This is a genomic window from Pelagibius sp. (assembly GCF_965227505.1).
Lineage (GTDB): Bacteria > Pseudomonadota > Alphaproteobacteria > Kiloniellales > Kiloniellaceae > Pelagibius.
Genome location: NZ_OZ245757.1, coordinates 444,926 through 469,004, shown reverse-complemented (window position 1 = coordinate 469,004; position 24,079 = coordinate 444,926). Strand labels below are relative to the sequence as shown.

Annotated in this window: 25 protein-coding genes and 1 riboswitch; of the genes, 14 read left to right on the top strand and 11 right to left on the bottom strand. The window is 65.4% G+C overall.

What is annotated here, in order from left to right; all coding sequences use genetic code 11:
* Positions 1 to 43 precede the first annotated feature (43 nt).
* Positions 44 to 727: a hypothetical protein gene (locus ACO06P_RS02205; protein WP_420348380.1), complete on the top strand. Its 684-nt coding sequence runs from the start codon at positions 44 to 46 to the stop codon at positions 725 to 727.
* Positions 728 to 875: 148 nt separating this feature from the next.
* Here the strand turns inward: ACO06P_RS02205 and ACO06P_RS02200 are convergent, their stop codons facing one another.
* Positions 876 to 1,529: a hypothetical protein gene (locus ACO06P_RS02200; protein WP_420348379.1), complete on the bottom strand. Its 654-nt coding sequence runs from the start codon at positions 1,527 to 1,529 to the stop codon at positions 876 to 878.
* Positions 1,530 to 1,620: 91 nt separating this feature from the next.
* Between ACO06P_RS02200 and ACO06P_RS02195 the strand changes: the two genes are divergently transcribed.
* The 6 genes from ACO06P_RS02195 (at position 1,621) to ACO06P_RS02170 (ending at position 7,158) form a co-directional block, all read left to right on the top strand.
* The gene (locus ACO06P_RS02195) at positions 1,621 to 2,079 is read left to right on the top strand and encodes a cytochrome P460 family protein (protein ID WP_420348378.1); all 459 of its coding nucleotides are present in this window, start codon (positions 1,621 to 1,623) and stop codon (positions 2,077 to 2,079) included.
* Positions 2,080 to 2,089: 10 nt separating this feature from the next.
* Positions 2,090 to 2,626: a tetratricopeptide repeat protein gene (locus ACO06P_RS02190; protein ID WP_420348377.1), complete on the top strand. Its 537-nt coding sequence runs from the start codon at positions 2,090 to 2,092 to the stop codon at positions 2,624 to 2,626.
* A gap of 177 nt (positions 2,627 to 2,803) precedes the next feature.
* The gene (locus ACO06P_RS02185) at positions 2,804 to 5,044 is read left to right on the top strand and encodes a mechanosensitive ion channel domain-containing protein (RefSeq protein ID WP_420348376.1); all 2,241 of its coding nucleotides are present in this window, start codon (positions 2,804 to 2,806) and stop codon (positions 5,042 to 5,044) included.
* Between the two features lie 155 nt (positions 5,045 to 5,199).
* On the top strand, positions 5,200 to 5,832 hold the full coding sequence (gene upp, locus ACO06P_RS02180) for a uracil phosphoribosyltransferase (RefSeq protein ID WP_420348375.1): 633 nt from the start codon (positions 5,200 to 5,202) through the stop codon (positions 5,830 to 5,832).
* 171 nt (positions 5,833 to 6,003) lie between these two features.
* Entirely contained in the window at positions 6,004 to 6,687 is a 684-nt protein-coding gene (locus ACO06P_RS02175) for a cytochrome P460 family protein (RefSeq protein WP_420348374.1), read from the top strand.
* A 51-nt stretch (positions 6,688 to 6,738) separates the two neighbouring features.
* On the top strand, positions 6,739 to 7,158 hold the full coding sequence (locus ACO06P_RS02170) for a hypothetical protein (protein ID WP_420348373.1): 420 nt from the start codon (positions 6,739 to 6,741) through the stop codon (positions 7,156 to 7,158).
* 6 nt (positions 7,159 to 7,164) lie between these two features.
* Here the strand turns inward: ACO06P_RS02170 and ACO06P_RS02165 are convergent, their stop codons facing one another.
* The gene (locus tag ACO06P_RS02165; RefSeq protein ID WP_420348372.1) at positions 7,165 to 7,407 is read right to left on the bottom strand and encodes an Lrp/AsnC ligand binding domain-containing protein; all 243 of its coding nucleotides are present in this window, start codon (positions 7,405 to 7,407) and stop codon (positions 7,165 to 7,167) included.
* Positions 7,408 to 7,539: 132 nt separating this feature from the next.
* Between ACO06P_RS02165 and ACO06P_RS02160 the strand changes: the two genes are divergently transcribed.
* Positions 7,540 to 8,076 carry a GNAT family N-acetyltransferase gene (locus ACO06P_RS02160; protein WP_420348371.1) on the top strand — a complete coding sequence of 179 codons (537 nt, stop codon included), beginning with the start codon at positions 7,540 to 7,542 and terminating at the stop codon, positions 8,074 to 8,076.
* Positions 8,077 to 8,112: 36 nt separating this feature from the next.
* Here ACO06P_RS02160 and ACO06P_RS02155 read toward each other — a convergent pair whose 3' ends face one another.
* Entirely contained in the window at positions 8,113 to 9,798 is a 1,686-nt protein-coding gene (locus ACO06P_RS02155) for a calcium-binding protein (protein ID WP_420348370.1), read from the bottom strand.
* 158 nt (positions 9,799 to 9,956) lie between these two features.
* Here ACO06P_RS02155 and ACO06P_RS02150 point away from each other — a divergent pair, with 158 nt between their 5' ends.
* Both ACO06P_RS02150 and ACO06P_RS02145 read left to right on the top strand, forming a co-directional pair.
* Positions 9,957 to 10,808: a DUF6502 family protein gene (locus ACO06P_RS02150; RefSeq protein ID WP_420348369.1), complete on the top strand. Its 852-nt coding sequence runs from the start codon at positions 9,957 to 9,959 to the stop codon at positions 10,806 to 10,808.
* A 13-nt stretch (positions 10,809 to 10,821) separates the two neighbouring features.
* Positions 10,822 to 11,850: a DUF5666 domain-containing protein gene (locus ACO06P_RS02145; protein ID WP_420348368.1), complete on the top strand. Its 1,029-nt coding sequence runs from the start codon at positions 10,822 to 10,824 to the stop codon at positions 11,848 to 11,850.
* Between the two features lie 35 nt (positions 11,851 to 11,885).
* Here ACO06P_RS02145 and ACO06P_RS02140 read toward each other — a convergent pair whose 3' ends face one another.
* On the bottom strand, positions 11,886 to 13,385 hold the full coding sequence (locus ACO06P_RS02140) for a DEAD/DEAH box helicase (RefSeq protein WP_420348367.1): 1,500 nt from the start codon (positions 13,383 to 13,385) through the stop codon (positions 11,886 to 11,888).
* A gap of 224 nt (positions 13,386 to 13,609) precedes the next feature.
* Here ACO06P_RS02140 and ACO06P_RS02135 point away from each other — a divergent pair, with 224 nt between their 5' ends.
* Positions 13,610 to 14,203: an isochorismatase family protein gene (locus ACO06P_RS02135; RefSeq protein WP_420348366.1), complete on the top strand. Its 594-nt coding sequence runs from the start codon at positions 13,610 to 13,612 to the stop codon at positions 14,201 to 14,203.
* A 53-nt stretch (positions 14,204 to 14,256) separates the two neighbouring features.
* Positions 14,257 to 14,958, top strand: coding sequence for an alpha/beta fold hydrolase (locus tag ACO06P_RS02130; RefSeq protein WP_420348365.1), 702 nt, complete (start codon positions 14,257 to 14,259; stop codon positions 14,956 to 14,958).
* 33 nt (positions 14,959 to 14,991) lie between these two features.
* On the opposite strand, the gene ACO06P_RS02125 is transcribed toward ACO06P_RS02130, so the two are convergent.
* From ACO06P_RS02125 to parE, 4 genes are all read right to left on the bottom strand, one after another.
* A complete protein-coding gene (locus ACO06P_RS02125; RefSeq protein ID WP_420348364.1) occupies positions 14,992 to 16,002 on the bottom strand; it encodes a FecCD family ABC transporter permease in 1,011 nt (336 codons plus the stop codon).
* A 7-nt stretch (positions 16,003 to 16,009) separates the two neighbouring features.
* Positions 16,010 to 16,957: an ABC transporter substrate-binding protein gene (locus tag ACO06P_RS02120; protein WP_420348363.1), complete on the bottom strand. Its 948-nt coding sequence runs from the start codon at positions 16,955 to 16,957 to the stop codon at positions 16,010 to 16,012.
* A 14-nt stretch (positions 16,958 to 16,971) separates the two neighbouring features.
* The gene (locus tag ACO06P_RS02115; RefSeq protein ID WP_420348362.1) at positions 16,972 to 17,784 is read right to left on the bottom strand and encodes an ABC transporter ATP-binding protein; all 813 of its coding nucleotides are present in this window, start codon (positions 17,782 to 17,784) and stop codon (positions 16,972 to 16,974) included.
* A gap of 122 nt (positions 17,785 to 17,906) precedes the next feature.
* A riboswitch (cobalamin riboswitch) is annotated at positions 17,907 to 18,126 on the bottom strand.
* Between the two features lie 118 nt (positions 18,127 to 18,244).
* Positions 18,245 to 20,236, bottom strand: a complete 1,992-nt coding sequence (gene parE, locus ACO06P_RS02110) for a DNA topoisomerase IV subunit B (RefSeq protein WP_420348361.1) — start codon at positions 20,234 to 20,236, stop codon at positions 18,245 to 18,247.
* A gap of 186 nt (positions 20,237 to 20,422) precedes the next feature.
* Here parE and ACO06P_RS02105 point away from each other — a divergent pair, with 186 nt between their 5' ends.
* Entirely contained in the window at positions 20,423 to 20,884 is a 462-nt protein-coding gene (locus ACO06P_RS02105) for an acyl-CoA thioesterase (RefSeq protein ID WP_420348360.1), read from the top strand.
* Positions 20,881 to 21,246 (top strand): hypothetical protein, encoded by a 366-nt coding sequence (locus ACO06P_RS02100; protein ID WP_420348359.1) that lies wholly within the window; start codon positions 20,881 to 20,883, stop codon positions 21,244 to 21,246. Before ACO06P_RS02105 ends, ACO06P_RS02100 begins: the two co-directional genes overlap by 4 nt.
* A gap of 26 nt (positions 21,247 to 21,272) precedes the next feature.
* Here the strand turns inward: ACO06P_RS02100 and ACO06P_RS02095 are convergent, their stop codons facing one another.
* From ACO06P_RS02095 to glnA, 3 genes are all read right to left on the bottom strand, one after another.
* Positions 21,273 to 21,902, bottom strand: a complete 630-nt coding sequence (locus tag ACO06P_RS02095; protein WP_420348358.1) for a transglutaminase-like cysteine peptidase — start codon at positions 21,900 to 21,902, stop codon at positions 21,273 to 21,275.
* Positions 21,903 to 22,198: 296 nt separating this feature from the next.
* On the bottom strand, positions 22,199 to 22,576 hold the full coding sequence (locus ACO06P_RS02090; RefSeq protein WP_420348357.1) for a hypothetical protein: 378 nt from the start codon (positions 22,574 to 22,576) through the stop codon (positions 22,199 to 22,201).
* Between the two features lie 93 nt (positions 22,577 to 22,669).
* Positions 22,670 to 24,079, bottom strand: coding sequence for a type I glutamate--ammonia ligase (gene glnA / locus ACO06P_RS02085; RefSeq protein WP_420348356.1), 1,410 nt, complete (start codon positions 24,077 to 24,079; stop codon positions 22,670 to 22,672).

Here is a 24,079-nt window from a genome sequence, read left to right as displayed (position 1 = left end):
CGCTGCGAAGGCGCCTGCGGCTGGACTTCGATGGGAGGCTGGCTTGATCCGTGTTCTCTTGCCTGTTGCGTGCCTTGGCCTGCAACAAAACCTCCTGCTGCTGTTCCTCGCGACGGCCTTTGCGGCAGGCGCGTTCGTTCCCCCCGCTGCCGCCTCCGGACAGTCCTCCGAGTTTTCCAGGCCCGACCATCATTTCTCGGTGGATCGTCCGGCCGACCTGTCTCCGGCCGATGCGATGATCATCTACGACAATGTCCGTGACCGGATGGCTGCGGGCTACCGCCTGTCCCACGATCCTGCCGCGGAGCGCTTTGTGGAATGGCGCCGCTACAACTCGGCGCCATACCGTTCCGCCACGCACGGCCAGCGCTTCGTGAACAACTACGCCAATGCGGCTGCGCGGGCCTATGGCGACTACGAGAATGCCGCCGAACTGCCGGTCGGATCGATCCTCGCAAAGGATTCCTTTGCCGTTACACAGCGTGGCGATGTTTTCACCGGCCCGCTCTTTCTGATGGAAAAGATGCCAGAGGGCTTCCGGCCCGAAGCGCACGACTGGCGCTATACCATGATCATGCCCGACGGCAGCCTGTTCGGCACAACCAACGGGGAGGGTAACGAAAGGGTGGAGTTCTGCATCACATGCCACGAGGCCGTGGGCGAAGACCGGCAACAGCTGTTCTTCGTGCCCAGGAAATTCCGGGTTGAGTTCCTCAATCTTCGGTAGGGCAGTCCGCGCGCGATTCTTCTGCTAATGCCAAAGCGCGGGCAGCAAGTATGCATCACGGTATCGTGAGTGGCCGTGACTCAACAGAATTGCACGAGAGTCATAGGCTTAGAAGATCAAAGCTGGCCGCCTGTGGTCGGTTTTGCAATCAAACACAAAACAAAAAAACCTCGTCTGGGAGTGATCTGATGAAGTCCAGGAAACGCTTACTCATGTCGACCGCCGTGGTTCCGCTGGCGGTCTTGGCCGGCGTGGCGGCCGGCGAGCTGATAACGACAGGACAGGTGGGCGTTCCCATGGCCCGGGCTGCCTGTAATCCCTGCAACCCCTGTGCGGCGAAGAAGCCGGTCAACCCCTGCAACCCCTGCGCGGCGGCGAACCCTTGCAACCCCTGTGCGGCCAACCCGTGCAATCCTTGTGCAGCCGCCAACCCCTGCAATCCCTGTGCGGCCAATCCATGCAATCCCTGCGCTGCGGCCAATCCATGCAATCCCTGCAACCCGTGCAATCCTTGCGCGGCCGGCGGCGGGGGCACTGTTGCAGCCTGCGCGATCCCGCGTATCCAGGCTGCCGCTCTGGCGAACCCCTGCGCGGCGAAGAATCCCTGTAATCCCTGCAATCCCTGCGCGGCTGCAAACCCCTGCAACCCTTGTGCGGCCAATCCGTGCAATCCCTGTGCGGCGGCGAATCCTTGCAACCCCTGCGCCGCTGCGAACCCTTGCAATCCTTGTGCAGCAGCCAACCCCTGTAATCCCTGCGCGGCCAACCCGTGCAATCCCTGCGCCGCGGCGAACCCCTGCAATCCTTGTAACCCCTGCAGCCCCTGCAATCCTTGCGCAGCGGGTGCGGCGCCCGAGCTGACCGACGCAGAAGCGCTGGCCGCCTATGACTGCATGTTCGAGACCATGAAGGCCGCTTACGCGAAGTCGGACAAGGGCGACGCCGCCGGTTACACCAACTGGCGCCGCTACAGCACCCAGGCCTATGTGTCGGCCACCCACGGCGGGCGCTATGTCCAGAACTGGGGCAACACGGCGGCGAAGGCCTACGGCAATTACGAGCGTGCCGGCACGTTCCCGCAGGGCGCCAAGCTGGCCAAGGACAGCTTCGCGGTGAACGCCAAGGGCGATGTCTCGGTCGGGCCGCTGTTCCTGATGGAAAAGATGCAGGCCGGATTCAACCCGGATAGCGATGACTGGCGCTACACCTTGGTCATGCCCAACGGTTCGGTGTTCGGCACCACAAACGGTGCCGGCTCGGACAACGTGGCTTTCTGCATCGGTTGCCATCAGTCGGTAACCCCGGACCAGGACAATGTCCTGCTGCTGCCCGAGGAGTATCGGGTGCGGTAAGGCAGGGTCCATGCCGGTCCGGCTTTGGCGGCATGGCATCGCCGCCGGCGCTTGGACTGCGCTGGTTATCCTGTTTGTGACGGCCGCCTCGACCCTCGGGTCGGGGCGGCCTGCTTTTGCCGACTTCGCCCAGGGACTGGAGGCTTACGATGCCGGCGACCTGGGCGCGGCCTATGCGGAGTGGTTGCCTCTTGCCGAAGCCGGCAACCTCCAGGCCCAGGTCGCGCTTGCCGGCATCCTCGAAACCGGCGGGCAGGGGCTGACCCGGGACCCGGCGGCGGCGGCGCTTTGGTACCGGCGCGCTGCGGAACGGGGAGAGTCCGTCGCCCAGATGAACCTCGGCGACATCTATGCGCAGGGCCGGGGCCTTGGCCGCGACCCGGTCAAGGCCTTGGCCTGGTTCTCCCTGGCCGCCGAACAGGGGCGGCGATGGGCCGCCGAACGGCGCGATGCCCTTTCCGCCACCATGACGGCGGTCCAACGCCAGGCGGCAGAGCGCCTCGGCCGGCGCCTGCGCGCGGCGTACCGGGCCGATCAGACTCCCTAGACTCTGAAACCTCCGCGGTGCGCCGTGCATCCCAAGACATGCCGGTCGTAGAGCGGGCCGTTTGGGTTTCCCGCAAGCCGGGTATATAGTCAGGTCATTTAGACAGTCTGCTTCGCAGAGTCTGGGACTTCAAAAGGTCTGGGTCGGCCCGTGGACTTTCACTTCATACGCCTTGTCATGGCGCTTCTCATGTTCTGCCTGATGGCCCCCGGCGCGTTCGCGCAGTCGGAGCCGGCGGCGGAAGGGGATGCACCGGAGTCCGCGGTCGAGACCCTGAAAGCGGCGGACCCCGGCCTTTCGGAAGCAACCATCCGCGATCTCGTCGCCCGCCTCGACGATGCCGAGGTGCGCCGCCTGCTGCTCGAACGCCTGGATGCGGTCGCCGAGCGGGAGAACGTGCCGCAGGGCGAGAGCCTGGGCGGCATTCTGATGCAGACACAGGATCGCGCGGAAGCGCTGCGCGACGGTCTTGCCAGACTGATTGCCGCTGTGCCGGTTCTGCCGACCGCGATGCCGGCTGCCCTGGACCGTCTGCGCGACGGTCGCCCGGCGGGGATCCTGCTGTGGATCGCAGCGGGCTTTGCGTTGATGATGGCGGTGGGTTGGCTGGCCGAACGGCTGGCGCGGCGGACACTGCGGGAGCTCTTTCGCCAGATCGCCGAAGCCCATCCGGACGCCGCCGCAGCGCGCTTCGGGCGGCTCGTCCTGCGGCTGTTCCTGGAGTTCGTTCTTCTGGGCGTCTTCGTCGCCGGCGCACTGGCGGTCTTCTTCACGCTCACCCAGGGCAACGAGGTCACGCGCACCGCCGTCATGACATACGTTGCGGCGGTGGTCGTGGTGCGCAGCTACGCCATCTTCTCGCGTTTCCTGCTGGCGCCGCGCCTGCCGGGTCTGCGCCTCGCCCATATGAGCGATCACGATGCCCGCTATATCCACCGTCAGAACGTTGTGATGGCCAGCATCGCCGGTTTCGGATTCCTGACCTGCAGTCTGCTGCACAGCCTGGGAATGCCGGATGATGCCCACCAGGTGCTGACCTTCACTGTCGGCCTGGTCCTGATCGCCACGCTGATCTACAGCCTGGCCAGGGCGCGCCACGCCATTGCCGGCGACCTCAATTGGGAGCCGGAGCGGGCGGCACCCTTTCGGGCCATGCTGGCGCAGTACTGGCCGCTGGTCACGATTCTCTATTCCGCCGTACTCTACGTGATCGTCGTGGTCATCGAACTGACGGGGGGGAGCGTTTCCTACCTGGCCTCCTTCGGCAGCCTGCTGGCCGTCATTTTTCTTCCCCATATGGACGCGATCCTGGAGCGGGCGGCCCAGCGTCTGGATCGGCGCAGCGCCCAGGACGAAACCCTCTTTGCCCAGCTGCGCATTGTCGCGCTCCGGGCTTCGCGCTTCCTGCTCTGCATCGCCGTGGCGCTGTTTCTGGCGCGCATCTGGGGGGTCGACCTGTTTTCCCTGGCGGAGAAAAGCTTCGGCGGGCGCCTCGCCGGCGCCATGGTAGACATCGGCCTGACCGGCCTTGTGGCCTATGTGCTGTGGGAACTGGCGCGCATCACCATCGACCGCCGGCTGGCGGAGGATGCGGCCGAGGCGGCGGCTGAAGGCCAGGGCGAGCCCGAACCGGGCGAGCAGGGCGGGCAGGGCGCCTCGCGGGTGCGCACCCTGTTGCCGCTGCTGCGTGTTGCCATCCAGATCACCATCGTCGTCATGGCGGTGATGCTCGTTCTGAGCGCGCTGGGGGTCAACATCGGCCCGCTGCTGGCCGGCGCCGGGGTCGTCGGTCTGGCCGTCGGGTTTGGCGCGCAGACGCTGGTGCGCGATATCGTCTCCGGTGTTTTCTTCCTCGTTGACGACGCTTTTCGCCTCGGCGAATACATCGATGTCGGGGTGGTCAAGGGCACGGTCGAGAAGATCTCGCTGCGCTCCCTGCGCCTGCGCCACCACCGCGGCGCGCTGCATACGGTTCCCTTCGGCGAGATCCAGCATCTCACCAACTACAGCCGCGACTGGGCGATCATGAAGCTGGAGTTCCGCGTTCCCTTCGACACCGACCTGGAGAAAGTGCGCAAGATCTTCAAGCGCATCGGTCAGGACCTGATGAAGCACGAGGAGATCGGCCCGGACTTCCTGCAGCCCTTCAAGTCCCAGGGGGTGCTGGCCACGGACGACAGCGCCTTTGTCGTGCGTGGCAAGTTCATGGCCAGACCCGGCCGCCAGTTCCTGATCCGCAGAGCCGTGTTTCAGGCGGTTCAGGAGGCATTTGCGCGCGAGGGCATCAAGTTCGCCGACCGGCGGGTGACGGTTCATGTCCCGGGGTCCGAAGAAATGGATGCAGAGGAGCGGGCGGCGGCGGAGAAGGCGGCCGCCTCCGCCGTCACCGGTACCGAGGCCGCAGCCAACAAGGCGTGACCGCAGTGCGGAAGCTGCCGGCAATCACGTCCTTGGCTCTCGACAGAACCGCCCACGTCTTTTAACACTCTGCCCAAGCGCCGGCCCGGCAGGGAAGGGCCGGAATGCCAAGGAAAACGCCCCGGTACATCCAGGGGCCGACAAGCAGGGGAACCATGCAAAACTCGGTGACGACCGTCGACCACCCGCTGGTCCAGCACAAACTGACGCTGATGCGCGACAAGGATACGGCTCTGCCGGAGTTCCGGCGCCTGTTGCGGGAGATCAGCCTTCTGCTGGCCTATGAAGTGACCCGGCATCTGGAATTGAAAACCGTGACGGTGGAGACCCCCGTCTCCGAGGCGGAACTTCCGGTGCTGGCGCAGCCGGAACCTTGCTTCATCACCATTCTCCGGGCCGGCAACGGGCTTCTCGACGGCATGCTGGATCTCATCCCCGCGGCCTCGGTGGGCCATGTCGGGCTCTACCGCGATCCCTCGACCCTCGAGGCGGTGGAGTACTACTACAAGGTTCCACAGGACATGAACCGGCGTCTGGCCATCGTTGTCGACCCGATGCTGGCGACCGGGCACACCGCTGTTGCCGCCCTCGAACTGCTGAAGCGCGACAATGCCGGCGCTCTCAGCTTCGTCTGCCTGGTGGCGGCGCCGGAGGGCATCAAAACCCTGCAGGACGCCCATCCGGACGTGCCCATCTTCACCGCGGCGGTCGATGAACGCCTGAACGAAAAGGGCTACATCGTGCCCGGCCTGGGCGACGCCGGCGACCGGATCTTCGGCACCAAGTAAGCGCCTGCGCCCTGCGCGGTCGCCCGACGTCCTCACTCTTTCTCCGCGCCCCGGCTCCTCCGACACAACCCTTTATTGTGTTCGGCCGCACCCCATATTCTTTTAGTACAGGACCGAAGGGGAGGGGTCGGGTCGCTGTGAAGAGATCATCTGCGAGGAGGTCATCTGCGCATGCCCGGACGCACCGCTGTCCTTGTTTTCGCCGCTGTTTGCGCGCTCGGGCAGACCGCCGGAGCCGCCGATCGCGACAGGGAGCCTGCGGCGGGCAGCCCGCCCCAGCAACTGCAACTCGCCCAGGGTTTCAGCGGCAGCCCCGATCAGCCGCGCCGGCATCTCAGGGTTCCCAATCCCGCAGTTCTCAGTGATCGGGAAGCCGCGGAGATCTATCTCGGTCTCGCCGACGAATTGGCCGCCGTCTATGCCCGCAGCGGCAGCAGCATCGTCGGGGACTATCAGAGCTGGCAGCGCTACAGCAGCGCACCCTACAAATCCATGACGCACGGGCGGCGCTACGTCAGCAACTATGCCAATGCTCAGGCCCGCGACTATGGCCGCTACGAGGAGGCCGGACAGCTGCCTGTGGGGTCCGTGGTGGTTAAGGACAGCTTCGTGGTGACCGACGAGGGAGAGATCACCCTGGGCCCGCTGTTCGTGATGGAGAAGATGGCCCCAGGGTTCAGCTATGTGACCGGCGACTGGCGCTACTCGATGATTTCCGAAGCCGGCGAGTTCCTGGGGGAGACGGGAGGCGAGGGCGCACAGCGGGTGGAGTTCTGCATTGCCTGCCACCTGGCGCAGGAAGATCAGGATCACCTGTTTTTCGTACCTGCCGAGCGCCGGGTGACCGCGGACTAGCGCTCATCTGCGCCGTTGCCCGACGTCCGGGCCCTGGCGCAGAATGGCGGGATGCAGTTGACCCTGCTGAGAAACGCCGGGGATCGTGTCGGCTCTTACTACGCCGCCTTCTACCCGGGAGAACGGGACGCGCCCCTGCGTCCCGACGATACCGTCTACATGGACGGAGATGCCTTCGAAGCCCTCTGCTTCGTCGCCGGCAACTTCCGGGTCACCAGCACGACGACCATCGCCGGTTTTGCGATCGATCGCCTGGTCGAAGAGTTGGAAGAGGCGTCGCGGCGCATCTCCCACAGCGACAGCCCCAGGCAGGTCTGGCCTCTGACCTCCAGCTACGGCTACACCCAGTTCCTGTCCATCGATGACTGGGAGGTCGGGCGGCAGCAGTTCAGCGCGATGCTGCAGGATCTCGGGTCCTGGCTGCAGGCGGCGCGGGACCGCGACGAGCCCGTCACCATTCGCGGCCTGTGACCGGCGTCAGGAAAACGCCTTGAAAGCGATCAGGGTGAAGGTGTCCTTGATGCCGGGCAGGGTCTGAATCTTCTCGTTCACGAAATGGCCGATGTCGTCGCTGTCCTGCAGGTAGCACTTGACCAGCAGATCGTATTCGCCTGAGGTCGAGTGCACTTCCGAGACCTGTTCCACGTTCTCCACCAGGGCATCGGCCACCGGATAGGCCTTCCCGAGGTCGCATTTGATCATGATGAAAATCGTCTGCATGCCATCCCGTCTTTCACTGCCTTCAGCCCTGAGGTGGGCCGGGGCCGGATTCTGCTACTTGCCCTGTACAGGCTGCGGCCATCATAGCTGTTCAGCGCCGGAGGCCAAGGGCGCCAACAGGCGAGGAGCGCCGTGACGGTAAGGCTGCGTCCTGGCCGTCCGGCCGACGCACCCCGCCTCGGCGCTGTCGAACGCGCCGCGGCGGCGCGCTTTCGCGACATCGGTCTGGACGCCATCGCCGAAGGGCGCCCCACCGCGGCGGAGGAGTATCGCGCCCTGGCGGAGGCGGGGCTTCTCTGGGTGGCGGAACCGGATGATGGTGTGCCTGTGGGGCTGGCCATTGCCGGCAGCGTGGATGGGGAAGGCTATCTGGCGGAGGTCTCGGTGCATCCGGGCCACGGGCGTCAGGGCCTCGGTCGCGCACTGATCGGTCGTGTCGAGACCTGGGCGCTGGAGCGGCGGTTCCGAAGCCTCTTCCTGACCACTTTCCGGGACGTGCCCTGGAACCGGCCTTACTACGAGAAACTGGGGTTTGCCGAGATTGACGAGGATCGGGTCGGCCCTGACCTGCAGGCCCTGCGCGCCGGGGAGAGGGCGCGCGGCCTGGATGGCGTCAGCCCACGCCTGTGCATGGTCAAGGCGTTGCGCCGCTGCGGGGCCGCGCCGTAAACCGCACGGCCCCGCGATAAGCGTTCTTCGGCTGCCTCAGGGGATCAGATCGATGGCGCCGGCCAGATCGTCGAAGCTGGTCACACCACCCAAGGCGTCGCCCAGCCCGACCAGGGTGATGGTGCCGCCGGTATGGGTGATGGTCGCATCGCCGCCCGGGGTGGCGGTGAAGTCCCAGTTCGCCGAAGCATCCAGATCGGTCAGTTGCAGGCCGTTGTCCAGCAGTTCCGGTTCCAGCGAGTCGATCACGTCCTGGATCACAAGCTGAATCTGATCGCCTTCACCGGGATTGAAGTCGGCGATGATGTCGTCACCTTCGTTGCCGTTGGAGGGGTCGAAGCGGAAGAGGTCCGCACCGTCACCGCCGACCAGCAGATCGTCGCCGCTCTCCCCGATCAAGAGATCCAGTCCGCCGCCGCCGTTCGAGAGGTCGTCGCCGCGCCCGCCGGTCAAGGTCTCGTCGCCGTCGGTCCCGTTCTGCAGATTGAGCGCGGCGGCATCGAAGGCGCCCGCCAGATCGACGAAACTCTGGCCGGCAAAGGCCAGTCCTTCGAACTCGATGGTGCCGCCCGGGTGGCCGACTGTCAGGTTGTTGCTGCCCGGCGCACCGGTGATGCTCCATTCCGGACTGTTGTCCAGGGCTGTCAGAAGCTCTGCCGCCCCGGCAATGGCCGAGGTATCGCCGCTGGCGAGTGCGGAGAGGATCTCCGGCGTCGCCTTGGCGATGTCGGCGGCGGAGAGCACGAGCAGGTCTTCGCCCAGGGTGAAATCCTGCACGACGTCGGCCCCTTCCTCCGCATTCGAAGGATCGAAGACGAAGCGGTCGACGCCGGCATCGCCGCGCAGATGGTCGTCGCCGCTGCCGCCGATCAGGGTGTCGTCGCCCCGGTTGCCGATAACGCGGTCATCGTCGAGGCCGCCGCTCAGAAGGTCGTTGTCACGCCCGCCGCGCAGCGTGTCGTTGCCCTCACCGCCCAGGATGACATCGTCGCCGGCCCGTCCGGAGAGCCGGTCGTCCCCGGCCAGACCGTTCAGGAAGTCGTCGTCACGGCTGCCGCGCAGGCGGTTATTGCCGTCATCCCCGGCTTGCGCATTGGCGATTTCGATGGCGGGCAGGAGGTCGGCAAAGCGCAGAGCGTCCGAGAACGGTAATCCCTCGATGGTGATCGTGCCGCCGGGATGGCCAACCACGACGAAGCCGTCGGGGGAGGCGGTGATGGTCCAGTCGGGGTCTTCATCCAGGTCCGCACCCTCGACAGCGCCCGGGTCGCCGAAGGGCGAGGCGGAGGTGACCCCCGGGGCGGAGCGCAACACATCCGCAGCGTTGAGAACAAGACGATCGCCGGCCGCGATGTCCAGATCCTTGATCACGTCGTCGCCTTCATCCGGATTCGAGGGATCGAAGACGAAGCGGTCGGCCCCGAAGCCGCCCCTCAGATGATCGTTGCCGCTGCCACCGACCAGGGTGTCGTCGCCACGGCCGGCGCGCAGGTCGTCGTTGCCGTCCTCGCCGAACAACCGGTCATGGCCGGTGCGGGCGCGGATCAGGTCGTCGCCGTCGCCGCCGTAAACCACGTCGTTGAAGAACCCGCCGACGACCGTGTCGTTGCCGTCTCGGGCAACGGTCCGGCCACCGAAAAACCGGGTGATAAAGTCATCGTCGTTGCTGCCAAAGCGGGTAAAACCGCCGAAGAGACTAAGGATGCTGGAGAAAAAGGACATGGGGGGAGCTCCTCAAAAAGCGTTGCAGGACAGCGGTTAAGACCCCATATGATTGAATGTGGGAAAAAATCCCATTTATCTTGTCACCATACACTCCGGCTTCCGCAGCTCCAAGGTTTTTTGTGGTCTTTTTTCCCACCAAGCTCTATATCACGCCCATGACACAGTCTGGTGATCCGGACGCGTCGGAACTGGGACCAGCCCTCAGGCGGCTTCTGCGCCCCTTGGTGAAAGCCCTGATCGCCAAGGGCGTCACCGCACCGTCGCTCTACCGGGTGCTCAAGGAGCTTTATGTGGAGGTGGCCCGCGAGGACTTCCGGCTGGACGGCGAGCCGCCGACCGACAGCCGGGTCAGCGTGATCACCGGCGTCCACCGCAAGGACGTCCGAACCCTGCGCGAACATGAGGGTGCGGAAGACAAAGCGCTTGGCCAGCGGGTCAGTGTGCTGGCGACCGTTATCGGGCGCTGGCTGGCCGACCCGCGGACCACGACGCCGGAGGGCGCGCCCCTGCCGTTGCCGCGGCAGGCCAGGGACGGCGTTTCCTTTGAGACCCTGGTGGAATCCGTCAGCACCGACGTGCGCCCGCGCACCATTCTCGACGAGCTGTTGCGCCGCGGGCTTGTCGTTCTCGACGGCGAGAGCGACAGCGTCACCCTGCGCGGCGATGCCTTGCTGTCGCGAGAAGGCGAGGGCGAGCGCTTTCATTTCTTCTCCCGGAACATCGGGGACCACGTGTCCGCCGCCGTGGAGAACATCCTGACCGAAGAGGGCCCGGCGCCTTTTCTTGAACGGGCCGTGTTTTACAACAACCTGAGCGCCGCCTCCGTGGATGCGGTCGAAGCCCGCGCACGCCTGCTGGCCGGTGAGGTCCTGGCTGAGCTCAACCGTCTGGGCTTTGAGCGGCAGGACGCCGATAAGGAGAGTGCCGAAGCCGGCGAGGCCAACGAACGGTTCCGCTTCGGCGTTTATTTCTATCGCGAAGACGAAGCCGCAGAGGACGAGCGCTAGTCGGGGGAGGACCATGAGACAGAAGATCAATGCCGGGCGACGGGCCGTCCTGATCGGGCTTGGGCTGAGCGCGCTTGCGGCCTGCAGCCCGCCTGGCGCGCCGGCGCGCGGTCAACGCCTTGCGCAGGCATCGGGCGGGTCCTCCGACCGCCCCTCCGAGGGCGGGGTCGGCGGAACCGGCATCATCGGCCTGGTTCACGGTACGGCAAGCCTGCGGGTGAATGGCCTGACCATCGAAACGCCGCCGGGCCTTGCCGTGCGCCACGCCCTTGGCACGCTGCCGTTGAGCGCGGTGGGCCCGGGCCAGGCCGTAACCATTGAGGCCGCGGCCGGACCGGACGGCGGCTTGGTTGCCGCCGGCGTCACCGTGGTGCACCCGCTGGTTGGGCGGATCGAAAGCCTGACCGATGATGGTTTCCGCTGCCTCGGGGTCGACGTGCTGGTCGAGCGCGGGGCGCCGTTAACCGGCCCCCGGGGCCGATTTCAGCCGGCTCCCGGTCAGCGGGTCGCGGTCTCCGGTCTGTGGCGCGGAAACAGCGTCGTCGCGGCGCGGGTCGACCTGCTGAGTGCGATCAGCCTCGATGATGTCGTGGCGGGCGTAGCCCTGGCCGGTGGGACGCGTGACCGCCTGCGCCTCGGCGGTCTTGACCTCGTCTTGCCGCCCGGGACAGCGGTGCCGCAGGCTGGCGGGTTCGTAACGGCGGTAGGCCGCCGCCGCGGAGATCTGCTGATTGCGGATCGTATCGCGACCGGCCGCTTCCGGGGGCTCGCCGGGCCGCTGGAGCGGCTGTCCGTCGAAGGCTACCTGGAACCCCAGCCCGCGCCGCCGGGCTATGCGGTCTCGGGCCTCGGGCACAGCTTCGATGAGGCGGCGCGTCTGGACGCCCTGGCCGGAGAACGGGCCGTCTTTATCGGGCCCTATGACGGGGCGTTCCGGGTGGCCCGCGGTCTGCCGTTGCCGGAGGGCGTGGCGGAGCGCGACGTGGTCCTGGCCGCGGTCGAGGATGGCTTTGCGCCCGAGGCTGCAGTGGTTACCCGGTAAAGCGGTGGTGCTGTAAGAGGGGAAGGACGAAACCGTCAGGCGACCTTTGCCGGACGCAGCAGAAAGGCCGGAATATGGTCGCCGAAGGCGGTTTCGCCCGGCGCCAGGGCATCGCCCTCCTGCTTCTGTTTGGCGCGGCGCGGCTCGCGCTTCTCGCCTTTGGCCTTGCTGCGGTCCGTCTTGGGGGCGTCCTGCTCGGCCGGGGTCTCGAAGGGGACCACGTCCCGATCCGCCTCTGCGGCGTGACCCTTGTCCGACCGGTCCCTGCGGCGCCTTTCGCCCCGATCCTTTTCGCCCCGATCCTTTTCGCCCCGGTCTCTTTCGCCCCGGTCTCCCTCACCGCGGCCCTTGCGGCTCCGGCCCTCGGAACTCTTGCCCGCGGCGGAGCGGGAGCCCCGGCGCGACGATCCGCGGCGGCGCCGGCCGCCGGCCTGTTCCTCGGCTTCGCCGGCATCCCAGCTTTCCGCAGTCTCAAGGGTGACTGCGGGGATGTCCTTGCCGATCATCCGGACGACGGACGCCAGATACTTGCCTTCTTCCGGCAGCGCCAGGGTAAAGGCCTTGCCGCTGCGTCCGGCGCGGCCGGTCCGTCCGATCCGGTGCACATAGTCTTCCGGGTTGGACGGCACATCGAAGTTGAAGACATGGGATACGGCCGGAATGTCCAGTCCGCGCGCCGCCACATCGGAGCAGACCAGGAACTGCACCGCGCCGTCCTTGAAGGTCTGCAAGGTTTCCATGCGCACCGGCTGCGCCATGTCGCCGTGCAGGGCGGCGACCGAGAAGCCATGACGCTGCATGGAGCGGAACACGATGTCGACGTCGCGCTTGCGGTTGCAGAACACGAGGGCGGACTTGACCTCCTCGCTGCGGATCAGATCGCGCAGGGCGGCCCGCTTCTCCTTGGCCGCGCCGCGGACCTTGAGAAGGCCCTGGGTCACGGTCTCGGCCGCCGAGGCCGGCGGGTCGACGGAGATCTCCTTCGGGTTCATCAGGAAGCTGTCGGCCAGCCGCCGGATCTCCGGCGGCATGGTGGCCGAGAAGAACAGGGTCTGACGGATTTTCGGCAGCAGCCCGACGATGCGCTCCACATCGGGCATGAAGCCCATGTCCAGCATGCGGTCGGCCTCGTCGATCACAAGAATCTTGACGTCAGCCAGCAGGATCTTGCCGCGCTCGAAGAGATCGATGAGGCGCCCCGGCGTTGCGATCAGAACATCGACGCCGCGGTCCAGCTTCTGCTCCTGCTCGACAAAGGACGAGCCGCCGATGAGCAGGGCCATGGATAGCTTGCCGTACTTGCCGTAGAGCTCGAAGTTCTCGGACACCTGGGCGGCCAGCTCGCGCGTCGGCGCGATGATCAGCGAGCGGGGCATGCGCGCCCGGGCGCGGCCGCTGGAGAGGATGTCGATCATCGGTAGTGTGAAGCCCGCCGTCTTGCCGGTGCCGGTCTGCGCACAGCCCAAGACGTCGCGTCCCATCAGGACGACCGGGATCGCTTTTTCCTGGATCGGGGTCGGGGTGGAATAACCCACTTCCTCAACCGCCTTCAGGACCTCTGGACTCAGTCCAAGATCTTCAAAAATCATGTAAACCGTGTGTCACTCTGGAGTAGCTACGCCGATTGAATTCGATTCAATCACGGCTGCGCGGATCATAAGAATTGCCGTCAACATGTCAATCATTTGCGGCCCTATTCATGAAACCGCGAACAGTCGTCATTCCAAATAAAATAATGTTCCTATATCTTGGGCCTATTATGGTTAATGTTTCCGATACAACTGGGCTGCATCCTCTGGTTGACTGTAACGATGCCGGGCTGCTTTTGGTCGATCTTCAGGAGCGCCTTGCGCCGGCGATTGCCGAAAGCCCGGCGGTCGTCGCGCGCTGTCTGCGGCTGCTGGAGGCTTTCAAGGCCGCCGGGCGCCCGGTTCTCGCTACGGAGCAGTATTCCAAGGGACTGGGGCCGACGGTCGCGGCTCTGCGTGAGCGCTTGACGCCGGACGAGATCATCGAGAAGACCGCCTTCGGCGCCCCGCGGGAGGCCGCCTTCACGGCGGCGCTCGATCGCCACTCCGGGGTCACCGAATGGGCCGGGGTCACCGAATGGATCGTGGCCGGCATGGAGGCGCATGTCTGCGTCCTCCAGACCGTGCTCTGCCTGCGTGCAAGAGATGCGAAGGTCGCCCTGGTCAGCGATGCGGTAGCGTCGCGCGTGCCGTTGAACAAGGAACTGGCATTGCGGCGCATGGCAGCCGCCGGGGTCGCCCTGACGGACAGCGACAGCGTGCTGATCCGGCTGCACCGGCCCGCGCAGCCCGGAGGGCTTGGGCAGGCCGCCGGAACCGCCTAGACTGACACTCCCGAGCCGCGACCTGATGATTTTCCCCAGCTAAGAAATCTCCCATGACCGAGAAGATCCCGCTTGCGCTTCTGCCGGGGCTGCTCTGCGACGGTGCCCTCTGGGGCCACCAGATCGAAGGCCTGTCCGATATCGCCGACTGCTGGGTGGCCGATTTCACCACTCAGGACAGCAGCGCCGCCATGGTTGAGCATGTGCTGGACGCGATGCCGCCGCGCTTTGCCCTAGCCGGGCTGTCCATGGGCGGCTATGTGGCGCTGGAGCTGATGGCCCGCGCGCCGGAACGGGTCGAGCGCCTGGCCCTCATCGACACCCGGGCCCAGGGCGACTCGGAGGAAGCGACGGCGCGCCGGCGCGGCCTGATCCAACTCGCCCGGAAGGGCCAGTTCAAGGGCGTGACGCCACGGCTGCTGCCGCTCTTCATCCTGGAAAGCCGGATGGACGATGAGGCTCTGACCGCGGCGGTGATGGGCATGGCCGCGCGCGTCGGACGGGAGGCCTTTCTCTCCCAGCAGCATGCCATCATGACCCGGCGCGACCACCGGGAGACGCTTCCCGGGATCACGGTGCCGACCCTCGTTCTTTGCGGCCGCCAGGACGCTCTGACGCCGCTGGCCGACCACGAGGCCATGGCGGCGGCGATTTCGGATGCGGAGCTGGTGGTGGTTGAGGACTGCGGCCATCTGGCCCCGCTGGAACGCCCGGAGCCGGTCACGGCTGCTATGCGGCGCTGGCTTCTGGGCTGACAGTCGACCAAGAGGAGGGAGAGGGAGGCCGGCTCAGGCGAGGCGGCGCTGGAGCAGCAGCACCACGATGAAGCTCGCCCCAATCGACGCGGTCACGATCCCGATGGGGAGCTCTTGAGGGGCCAGCAGAACGCGTGAAACGAGATCGCTGGCCAGCAGGAGCAGCGCCCCAAAAAGCGCACTGAGCACAAGACTGGCGCGGTGCAGCGGCCCGACCAAAGCCCGTGCGATGTGCGGCACCATCAGCCCGACGAAGCCGATGACGCCGGTCACCGAGACAAAGATCGCCGTCGAGAAGGCTGCGGCCAGAAAGACCTGCAGGCGAAAGCGGTCTGCATTCACGCCCAGGCTGTTCGCCGTCAACTCACCGCCCAGAAGGGCGTCCAGATGACGGTGGCGCGCCACAGCGAAGACCAGAAGCGCGGAGAACCCAAAAAGGACCAGCGGCAGGTTTTCCCAGCGCGCCAGGCCAAGGCCCCCCAGGCTCCAGAACAGGACGGAGTGGGCGGCGCGCTGGTCGCCGGCGAAGACCATGTAGTTGGTCACTGCGGTAAAGAGGAAGGAGACAGCCAGCCCCGCGAGCACGAGCTTTTCCGGTCCCTGAAACCCCATGCGCCGGACCAGCGCCAGGACGATCAGCGCCGCCAGCATGCCGCCGCAGAAGGCCGCCAGCGGCAGGGTCCAGATGCCGAGCCGGTCGCCGGTGACCGTAATGACAAAGACCGCGCCAGCCGCCGCGCCGGATGAGAGGCCGAAGAGAAACGGGTCGGCCAGATCGTTGCGCGTCACGGTCTGGAGCAGGCAGCCCACCATCCCGAGACCGCCGCCGACCAGGATTGCAAGCAGGACCCGCGGTGTCCGCAGGTCTATGACGATGCGGTCAACCGGCGTCGCCGCTGTGTTTTCCGCCAGGCCAAGGGCCCGCGCAAACGCGGCCAGAAGGTCTGCGACAGGGATGGGTGTTGCCCCCCAGCCGACCGACAGCAGCGCGAGGGCGGTTAGCCCCGCCACCCCCGCCACGGCCGTGAAGGACAGACGGAACACAAGACGATCAGAAGGCTTTGGGGTTCATCGCCTCTGCAATCTTGGCAATGGCGGCGATGTTTGCCGGGCCGGGCGTCAGCTCCTCGTAGCGCAACGCAACGAAGCGTTCGGCCTTGACCGCATCGGTTTCCTTCATGGCCGGATGGGACTTCAGCCAGTCGAGAAGGCCCTGGGCGCCGGTGCCCTGCTGATAGTCGAGCAGGATCAGGAATTGGGGGTTGGCCGCGGCGACTGCTTCCCACGACGAGCGTCCCCAACTGGTTTCCATATCGCCCATGACGTTAACGCCGCCGGCTGCTTCGATCATCGCGTTGATGATGGCGTACTTGCCTGCGGTGAAGGGCTTGTCCTCGCCGGAGTCGAAGAGGAACACCCGGGTTCCCTTTGCATCGCCGATCTTGGCCGTGATGTCGGCAAGCTGCGCTTTCCAGCCCTCCACTAGCGCTTCGGCCTCCGCGGTCTTGCCGAAGACCGCACCCAGACGCAGAACGTCCTTATACAGCAGGTCCATGGAGGCCGGCGGCTGGGATTTGTTCAGGTGAATGCAGCTTTCGGAGAGGATCAGGGTCTTGATGCCATGGGGGGCAAGGGTGTCGGGGGTAACATCTCCCCCGGGCTTCATGCCGTAGTACCAGCCGGCAAGGAAGGCGTCCGGAGCGGCCGCGACCAGGGTTTCGACCGTCGGGTACTTGGGCGCCAGTTCGGGGATTGCGCCCCTTTTGATCTCGAACTCCGGACTTGTCTTGTACCAGCCGGAGATCCCGGTCACGCCCACCATCCGGTCCTGAAGGCCGAGCGCAAAGGCCATCTCGGACATGTTGATGTCGTGGACGACCAGGCGCTCCGGCGCTTTCTCGAAGGTCAGAGGCTCCCCGCAGTTGTCGACCGTCACCGGGAAGGCCTGGGCGGTGCCTGCAACTGCAAGACTGAGCAGGGTGGGCAGGAGGTATTTCATCGAATGGGCTTCCTTCAGCTTGAGGCGGAATGACTGCTGCCAACCGGGATATCGAGGACGGAAACCAGGCGGTCCTCGGTCGGATGCGCAAGATGGAGGAAATCGACACCGAAGACCTGGTGCACGGCCTGCGCAGTCAGCACGTCTGCCGTGCGCCCGGCAGCGACCACCTGGCCGCGGTTCATAAGGAGCGTGTGGCTGGCCAGCTTGGGGATCAGCGCCAGTTCGTGGAGCACGCAGAGGCTGGTGATCCCGCGGGCGAAGAGAAGGGAAAGGAGCGTCCCCTTGGCCTTGGGGTCCAGGTGATTGGTCGGTTCGTCCAGAAACAAGACATCCGGTTGCTGACAAAGCGCGCGCGCCACCGAGGCCCGTTGCAGCTCGCCACCGGAGATCTGTCCAAGCGGGCTCAGTTCCTTGCCGGTCAGCCGGAGTTCCGCGATCGCTTCTTCGACGATCCGCCGATCTTCCGCGCGCGACGCACTTGCCCTATGCGGGATGCGGCCAAGGGCCACGTAGTCATAGACAGTCAGCCGGCGGTCCGGTTCGTCCAATTGGCCGACATAGGCAATCCTGCGGGCGCGCTCCAGCGGCGCGTAGGCGTTGAAAGGCCGGCCGCAGAGCTGGAGGGAGCCCTCGGTCGGGGCCAGCAGGCCGGCCAGCATCCGCAGCAGAGTCGATTTGCCCGCGCCGTTCGGGCCCGCGATGGCCACCATGTCACCGCTCCGGACGGTGACACTTGCATTGGCGACAAGGGAGCGCCCGGCGCCGGTTCGGTAAGTGAGCCCTTCGGCCTGAAGCACAACCGGACTGCCGGGTGAATCCGTCATGGCCAGTTCAGGTCTGTGGGCGATGTCGATCGCTGGGTGAGCGACCCGGAAGAACCACCGGAGTAGGTGTTGCCAGAATAAATGTGATAGGCCATTCCAACCCTCGGAAACACCCCGTCCCGGTTTCAAACGCGGCGATGGCAGGTCTCCTGGCTCGCGGCTCATCGCTTCGCACCCGCCTTCCCGATCCTGCCGGATCAGTGGCCTTATCGGGTGCTCGCTCGCCGCTTACAGTTGCGGGGGCAGCCACGGCATTGGCACTGCAAGGACAGACCGCACCGTGTTCCCTTTTCATCCGCCGGCCCGTGAAGAACCGGCAGAACCATCGCCGCGCACTGTGCGGTAGATTGCGGCCCGTTGCAATCGAATTGAAACGCGAGCGCGCGCACACTCGCGAGCATTGCCCGGGCCGTAAATGAAATGCCCTATGGCTTCGGGGTGCCCGAGGAGTGCGATCGGCTCAGACGTCCAGGTCGGCGACGAAGCGGGCGTTTTCCTGGATGAAGGCGAAGCGCGCCTCGGGTTTGCGGCCCATCAGGCGCTCGATCATGTCGGCGGCCTTCTTGTCCTCGGCGGCGGGGCTCTTATCCTTCTTGCCGGCGATGGTAACCCGCAGCAGGGTGCGCTTGGCCGGGTCCATGGTGGTTTCCTTCAGCTGCCGTGCCGGCATTTCGCCCAGACCCTTGAAGCGGCTGACGTCAATCTTGCCGCGGCCCTTGAAGTGGGACTTCGTGAGGCGGTCCTTGTCGGCATCGTCCATGGCATAGACGCTCTCGCTGCCCTGGGTCAGGCGGTAGAGCGGCGGTTGCGCCAGGTAAAGGCGTCCGCTCTCGATCAGGCCCGGCATCTCCCGGTAAAAGAAGGTGATCAGCAGCGAGGCGATGTGGGCGCCGTCGACATCGGCGTCGGTCATGATGACAATGCGCTCGTAGCGCAGCTTGTCGACGTCGAAGTTGCCGCGCGTGCCGCAGCCCAGCGCCTGGGTGATGTCGGCGATTTCCTGGTTGGCCTTCAGCTTGTCGGCGGAGGCGCTGGCGACATTCAGAATCTTGCCGCGCAGCGGCAGCACCGCCTGGGTCTCGCGCGAGCGGGCCTGCTTGGCGGAGCCGCCGGCGGAATCGCCCTCGACGAGGAAGATCTCCGTCCCCTCGGCGCGGCTGCGGCTGCAGTCGGAAAGCTTGCCGGGCAGCCGCAGCTTGCGGGTCGCGGTCTTGCGGCTCTGTTCCTTTTCCTGGCGGCGGCGCTGCCGCTCCTCGGCACGCTCGATGAAGCGCTCCAGCAGCATTTTGGCCCGCTCGGGGTGGCCGGAGAGCCAGTGGTCGAAGTGATCCTTGATCGAGGTTTCAACGAGGCGCGTGGCCGCCGTGGTCGCCAGCTTTTCCTTGGTCTGGCCCTGGAACTGCGGGTCGCGGATGAACAGCGACAGCATGGCGCAGCCGCCGCCCAGGATATCGTCGGCGTTCACCTGGCCGGTCTTCTTGGTGCCGGTCAGATCGCCATAGGCCTTGAGGCTCTTCAGCAGGCCGGAGCGCAGCCCCGATTCATGGCTGCCGCCCTCGGGCGTCGGCACGGTGTTGCAGTAGGAGTTGAGAAAGCCGTTCTCGTCGGCGGGCCAGGAGATCGCCCATTCGACCCGGCCCTGTTCGTCCGGAAAGGTCGCTTCGCCGACGAAGGGGTCGGGGGTCAGGGTCTTGCGCTTCTGGAGCGTCGCTTCGAGAAAGTCGGAAAGGCCGTTGGGAAAATGCAGGCTGTCCTTTTCAGGGGTCGCGTCGCCTTTCTCGATCAGGCTCTTGTCGCAGCTCCAGCGGATCTCCACGCCGCGATAGAGATAGGCCTTCGAACGCGCCATACGATAGAGCTGGGCCGGGCGGAACTGCGCCTCCTTGCCGAAGATCTGCGGGTCCGGATGAAACTGAATCGTCGTCCCGCGTCGGTTCTTGACCGGCTTGCCCTTGGAGAGCTTGGTCTTGGGTTTGCCCTTGGCATAGGTCTGGGTGAAGAGCTTCTGGTCGCGGGCCACTTCGATAACAAGATCGTCGGAGAGCGCGTTGACGACGGAGACGCCGACACCGTGCAGACCGCCCGAGGTCGCGTAGGCCTTCTGCGAGAACTTGGCGCCGGAGTGCAGGGTGGTGAGGATGACCTCCAGCGCCGACTTGGGCTTGTACTTCGGATGCGGGTCCACCGGGATGCCGCGGCCGTTGTCGGAAATGACGACGACGTTGTCTTTCTGCAGCTGCAGTTCTATGCGGCTGGCGTGGCCGGCCACGGCCTCGTCCATGGCGTTGTCCAGCACTTCGGCGACCAGGTGGTGCATGGCCTTTTCGTCGCTGCCGCCGATGTACATGCCAGGACGGCGGCGCACCGGCTCCAGGCCCTCCAGGACCTCGATGTCCTTGGCCGAGTAGTTGCGCTGGGCTTTCTTGGGTGCGGATTGGAAAAGGTCTGCCATCTTGGCCTATGGTTCGAGGCGCTGCACCGTGACCCCGCGGACGGCCGCTGTGGACCCCGGGACGGCAGGCGCACTGGTCTGCTGAGGGAATCGGCTTATAAGGTATGGTACCTGAAGTTTACCCCCGATATCTAGGTGTCCAGATAGCCGAGTCGAGAGGAGGGGACAAGCCCATGTCTTCCGGTCATGGCCGCTAGCGGCGGAAAGGAATCGGAGGCGCCGCGCGGCGACCTGGCGACGCGAACCCTCGCCATGCCCGCCGATGCCAACCCTAACGGGGATATCTTCGGGGGCTGGGTGCTCTCGCAGATGGATATCGCTGGCGGCATCACCGCCGGCGCCCGGGCCGCCGGGCGTGTCGCCACCGTGGCGGTCGACGCCATGACCTTTCACCGCCCCGTTTTCGTGGGCGACGTGCTCTGCGTCTATGCCGACATCATCCGGATCGGCCGCACCTCCATCGCCATTCATATCGAAGCCTGGGCGCTGAGAGGGCGGCAGGGCGAGCGCGTGAAGGTCACCGAGGGCACCTTCACCTTCGTTGCCATCGACGACCAGGGCCAGCCGCGGCCGGTGCCGCCGGTCCGCGGCGGCGCCGAGGCGTTGGAAACACAGCCACCAGTGAGCAACAAGGAGCCGGCAGCATGATGCGCCTGTTTTTCGCCATCGCAGTCTTCGTCGGGGTTTTGCCTTCGGCTTTCGCAGGCGAGGCCGATGTCGTCGCGGTGGAGGCAGCCCAGGAGGGCGACGGCAGTTGGCGCTTCCGGGTCACAGTCGCCCATGCCGACGAGGGCTGGGACCACTATGCTGACCGCTGGGAGGTGGTGGCACCGGACGGTCGGGTGCTGGGCACGCGGGTCTTGCTGCACCCGCATGAGAACGAGCAGCCCTTCACCCGTTCCCTCGGCGGCGTGGTCATCCCCGATGACATCGATACGGTGACCGTTCGCGCGCATGATTCCGTCCACGGCAACGGCGGCGCGGAACTGACCGTAACCCTGCCGCGCTGACTGCTTCGTCCGAGACCGCGCTCCGGTCAGGCTGTGAGCTTGCGCCAGAGGCCGAAGGGAGCGCCCGGTTCCTCACGGGCAATCCACTTGTAGGGCAGGCGGTTCCATGGCTCGACACGGCGCCGCCGGTTGTCGAGTGCATAAACGCCTTGTGTCGTGTGCACGAGCAGCACGGCATGGCCCTGTCCGCTCTCGATATGGCAGGCGGCGAGGGTGAGGGCCGCGCGGGGCCAGCCGTGGTCGCTGCACAGCATGTGAAGCTTGCGGATGGCGTAGTCCTCGCAATCACCTTCCGATCGCACCAGCTGCCAGCGGTCCGGCCCGTCGGGACGGAAGCGGATGAGACGGTTCACTTTCTGATGGACCTGCCACAGCTGTGCCTCGCGGTCCGGCGTCAACGTCATCGGTGCGAAGCGGTGGGCTGCCGGGTCCAGGTCCGGGTGTTGCTCGATCAGCTTCAGCCAGGCGACGGGCGCGGCGCGGTAGCCGCTCTGGCGCATGGCCGTCGATTTCGGCAGCGGCGGCGGCAGTGTCGTAAGATTGGCCCTGCTTTCTGACGGCAGAACGCAGCTTGCGGCCAGGCCGCCGAGGACGCCGAGAAACTGCCGGCGGCGCAGGCGCGGGGGCTGACGGGAGGGCGAAGTCTGGGGTGTCACGGTGAACTCCGGATCGGAAATACGATTGCCGGAGTTTTAGAAGAATTACTGTGCTACGGGCGTGCGATATTGAAGGTGTTTTTATGATATCAAAAAAAGAAAGAAATGACTTCTGAAATAAATTAATCTCTTCTTAATTTTTTACAATTAATTGACAATTTATATTCATCTTACATTAACAAACGACTTGGCCGGGTCGGTGCAGGCGATGCTGTTGCCGCCGGTCCCCCGGCAGTCTCGACAACTCCACATCCTTCCGAAGGCGCTGCCCAGGGCTTGGTGCGCTTTCGTCGTTCTTACGGTCCGACGACTTCCTGTTCGCTGCTTTGCACGGGCGCGCGGCCTTCGCTGGCGGCAAGGCTCAGCCGCTCCGGGGCGATGGCAATACGCGGCGGAATCGGCCGCGCCTCCGCAGTGGTAATCCACGGCACCTGGGCCGAACGCGGAAAGGCAAACAGACCGATGGCCAGAAACAAGACAACGACGCAACCGCGCCAAACTGGAGTAGGGAACATCTTTGGACTTACCACACTGTATAACACTGCGGATTTCTTACAGTCTTTCTTGTGCCTGCGGCGTGTTCTCTTGGCGGCAGAAATATGGTGAAAATAAAGCTGTTCTGTGATTTCGCGATGCGGTTTACGGTTCTTTAACGTCTGGCCCTTTCCGGTCAAAGAAAGACCCCGCCGGAGGGACCGGCGGGGTCGTTCGGTTTCGCCCTGCGGCCGCCCGGGCAGGCGCCGCGCAGGGCTGTGGTCGGGCCTCGGTCAGACCGAGTAGTACATCTTGAACTCGACCGGGTGGGGGGCGTGTTCGAACTGGTACACCTCTTCCCACTTGAGCTCGGCATAGCCGGCGATCTGGTCTTTGCTGAAGACATCGCCGGCCAGCAGGAACTCATGGTCGGCTTCCAAGGCTTCCACCGCTTCACGCAGCGAACCGCAGACGGTCGGGACGTCGGCCAGCTCTTCCGGCGGCAGGTCATAGAGATCCTTATCCATGGGGTCGCCCGGATGGATCTTGTTCTTGATGCCGTCCAGGCCGGCCATCAGCATTGCCGCGAAGGCGAGATAGGGATTGGCCGTCGGATCCGGGAAGCGCACCTCCACCCGCTTCGCCTTCGGGCTGTCGCCGTAGGGAATGCGGCAGGATGCCGAGCGGTTGCGCGCCGAATAGGCGAGCAGGACCGGCGCCTCGAAGCCCGGGATCAGCCGCTTGTAGCTGTTGGTCGAGGGGTTGGTGAAGGCGTTGATCGTCTTGGCATGCTTGATGATGCCGCCGATGTAATGCAGGCAGGTCTCGGAAAGCCCCGCGTAGCCGTCACCGGCGAACAGCGGGTTGCCGTCCTTCCAGATCGACTGGTGGGTGTGCATGCCGGAGCCGTTGTCCTCCGCAACCGGCTTGGGCATGAAGGTGGCCGACTTGCCGTACTGGTGGGCGACCTGGTGCACGACGTACTTGTAGATCTGCAGGGCGTCGGCGGCCTGGACGATCGGCGCGAACTTGATGCCGAGCTCATGCTGTGACGGAGCGACCTCGTGGTGGTGCTTTTCGACGGTCAGTCCCATCTCGCCCATGATCTTCAGCATTTCGGCGCGCAGGTCCATGCCCGAGTCCACCGGCGGCACCGGGAAATAGCCGCCCTTGATGCCGGGACGGTGGCCCAGGTTGCCGTTCTCGAAGATCGAACCGGTGTTGTAGGGGCCTTCCTCCGAATCGAGGAAGTAGTAGGTCTGGTTCTGCGTGACGTCGAAGCGCACGTCGTCGAACACGAAGAACTCGGCTTCCGGTCCCCAGAAGCACTGATCGCCGATGCCCGAGGACTTCAGATAGTTCTCCGCCCGCACCGCGGTGGAACGCGGATCGCGGTTGTAGAGCTGGCCGGTCGAGGGTTCGACGATGTTACAGAACAGAATCAGCTGCGGCAGGTTGGAGAAGGGGTCCATGACCGCGGTGCTGAGGTCCGGCCGCAGGATCATGTCCGACTCGTTGATCGCTTTCCAGCCGGCGATCGAAGAGCCGTCGAACATCACGCCTTCGGCGAGCGCGTCCTCGTCGACGGCATCGACATGCATGGCCAGATGCTGCCACTTCCCGCGCGGATCCGTGAAGCGGTAGTCGACATAGGCGACATTGTTTTCCTTGATCATCTCGAGGATGGATTTGACGTCTGACAT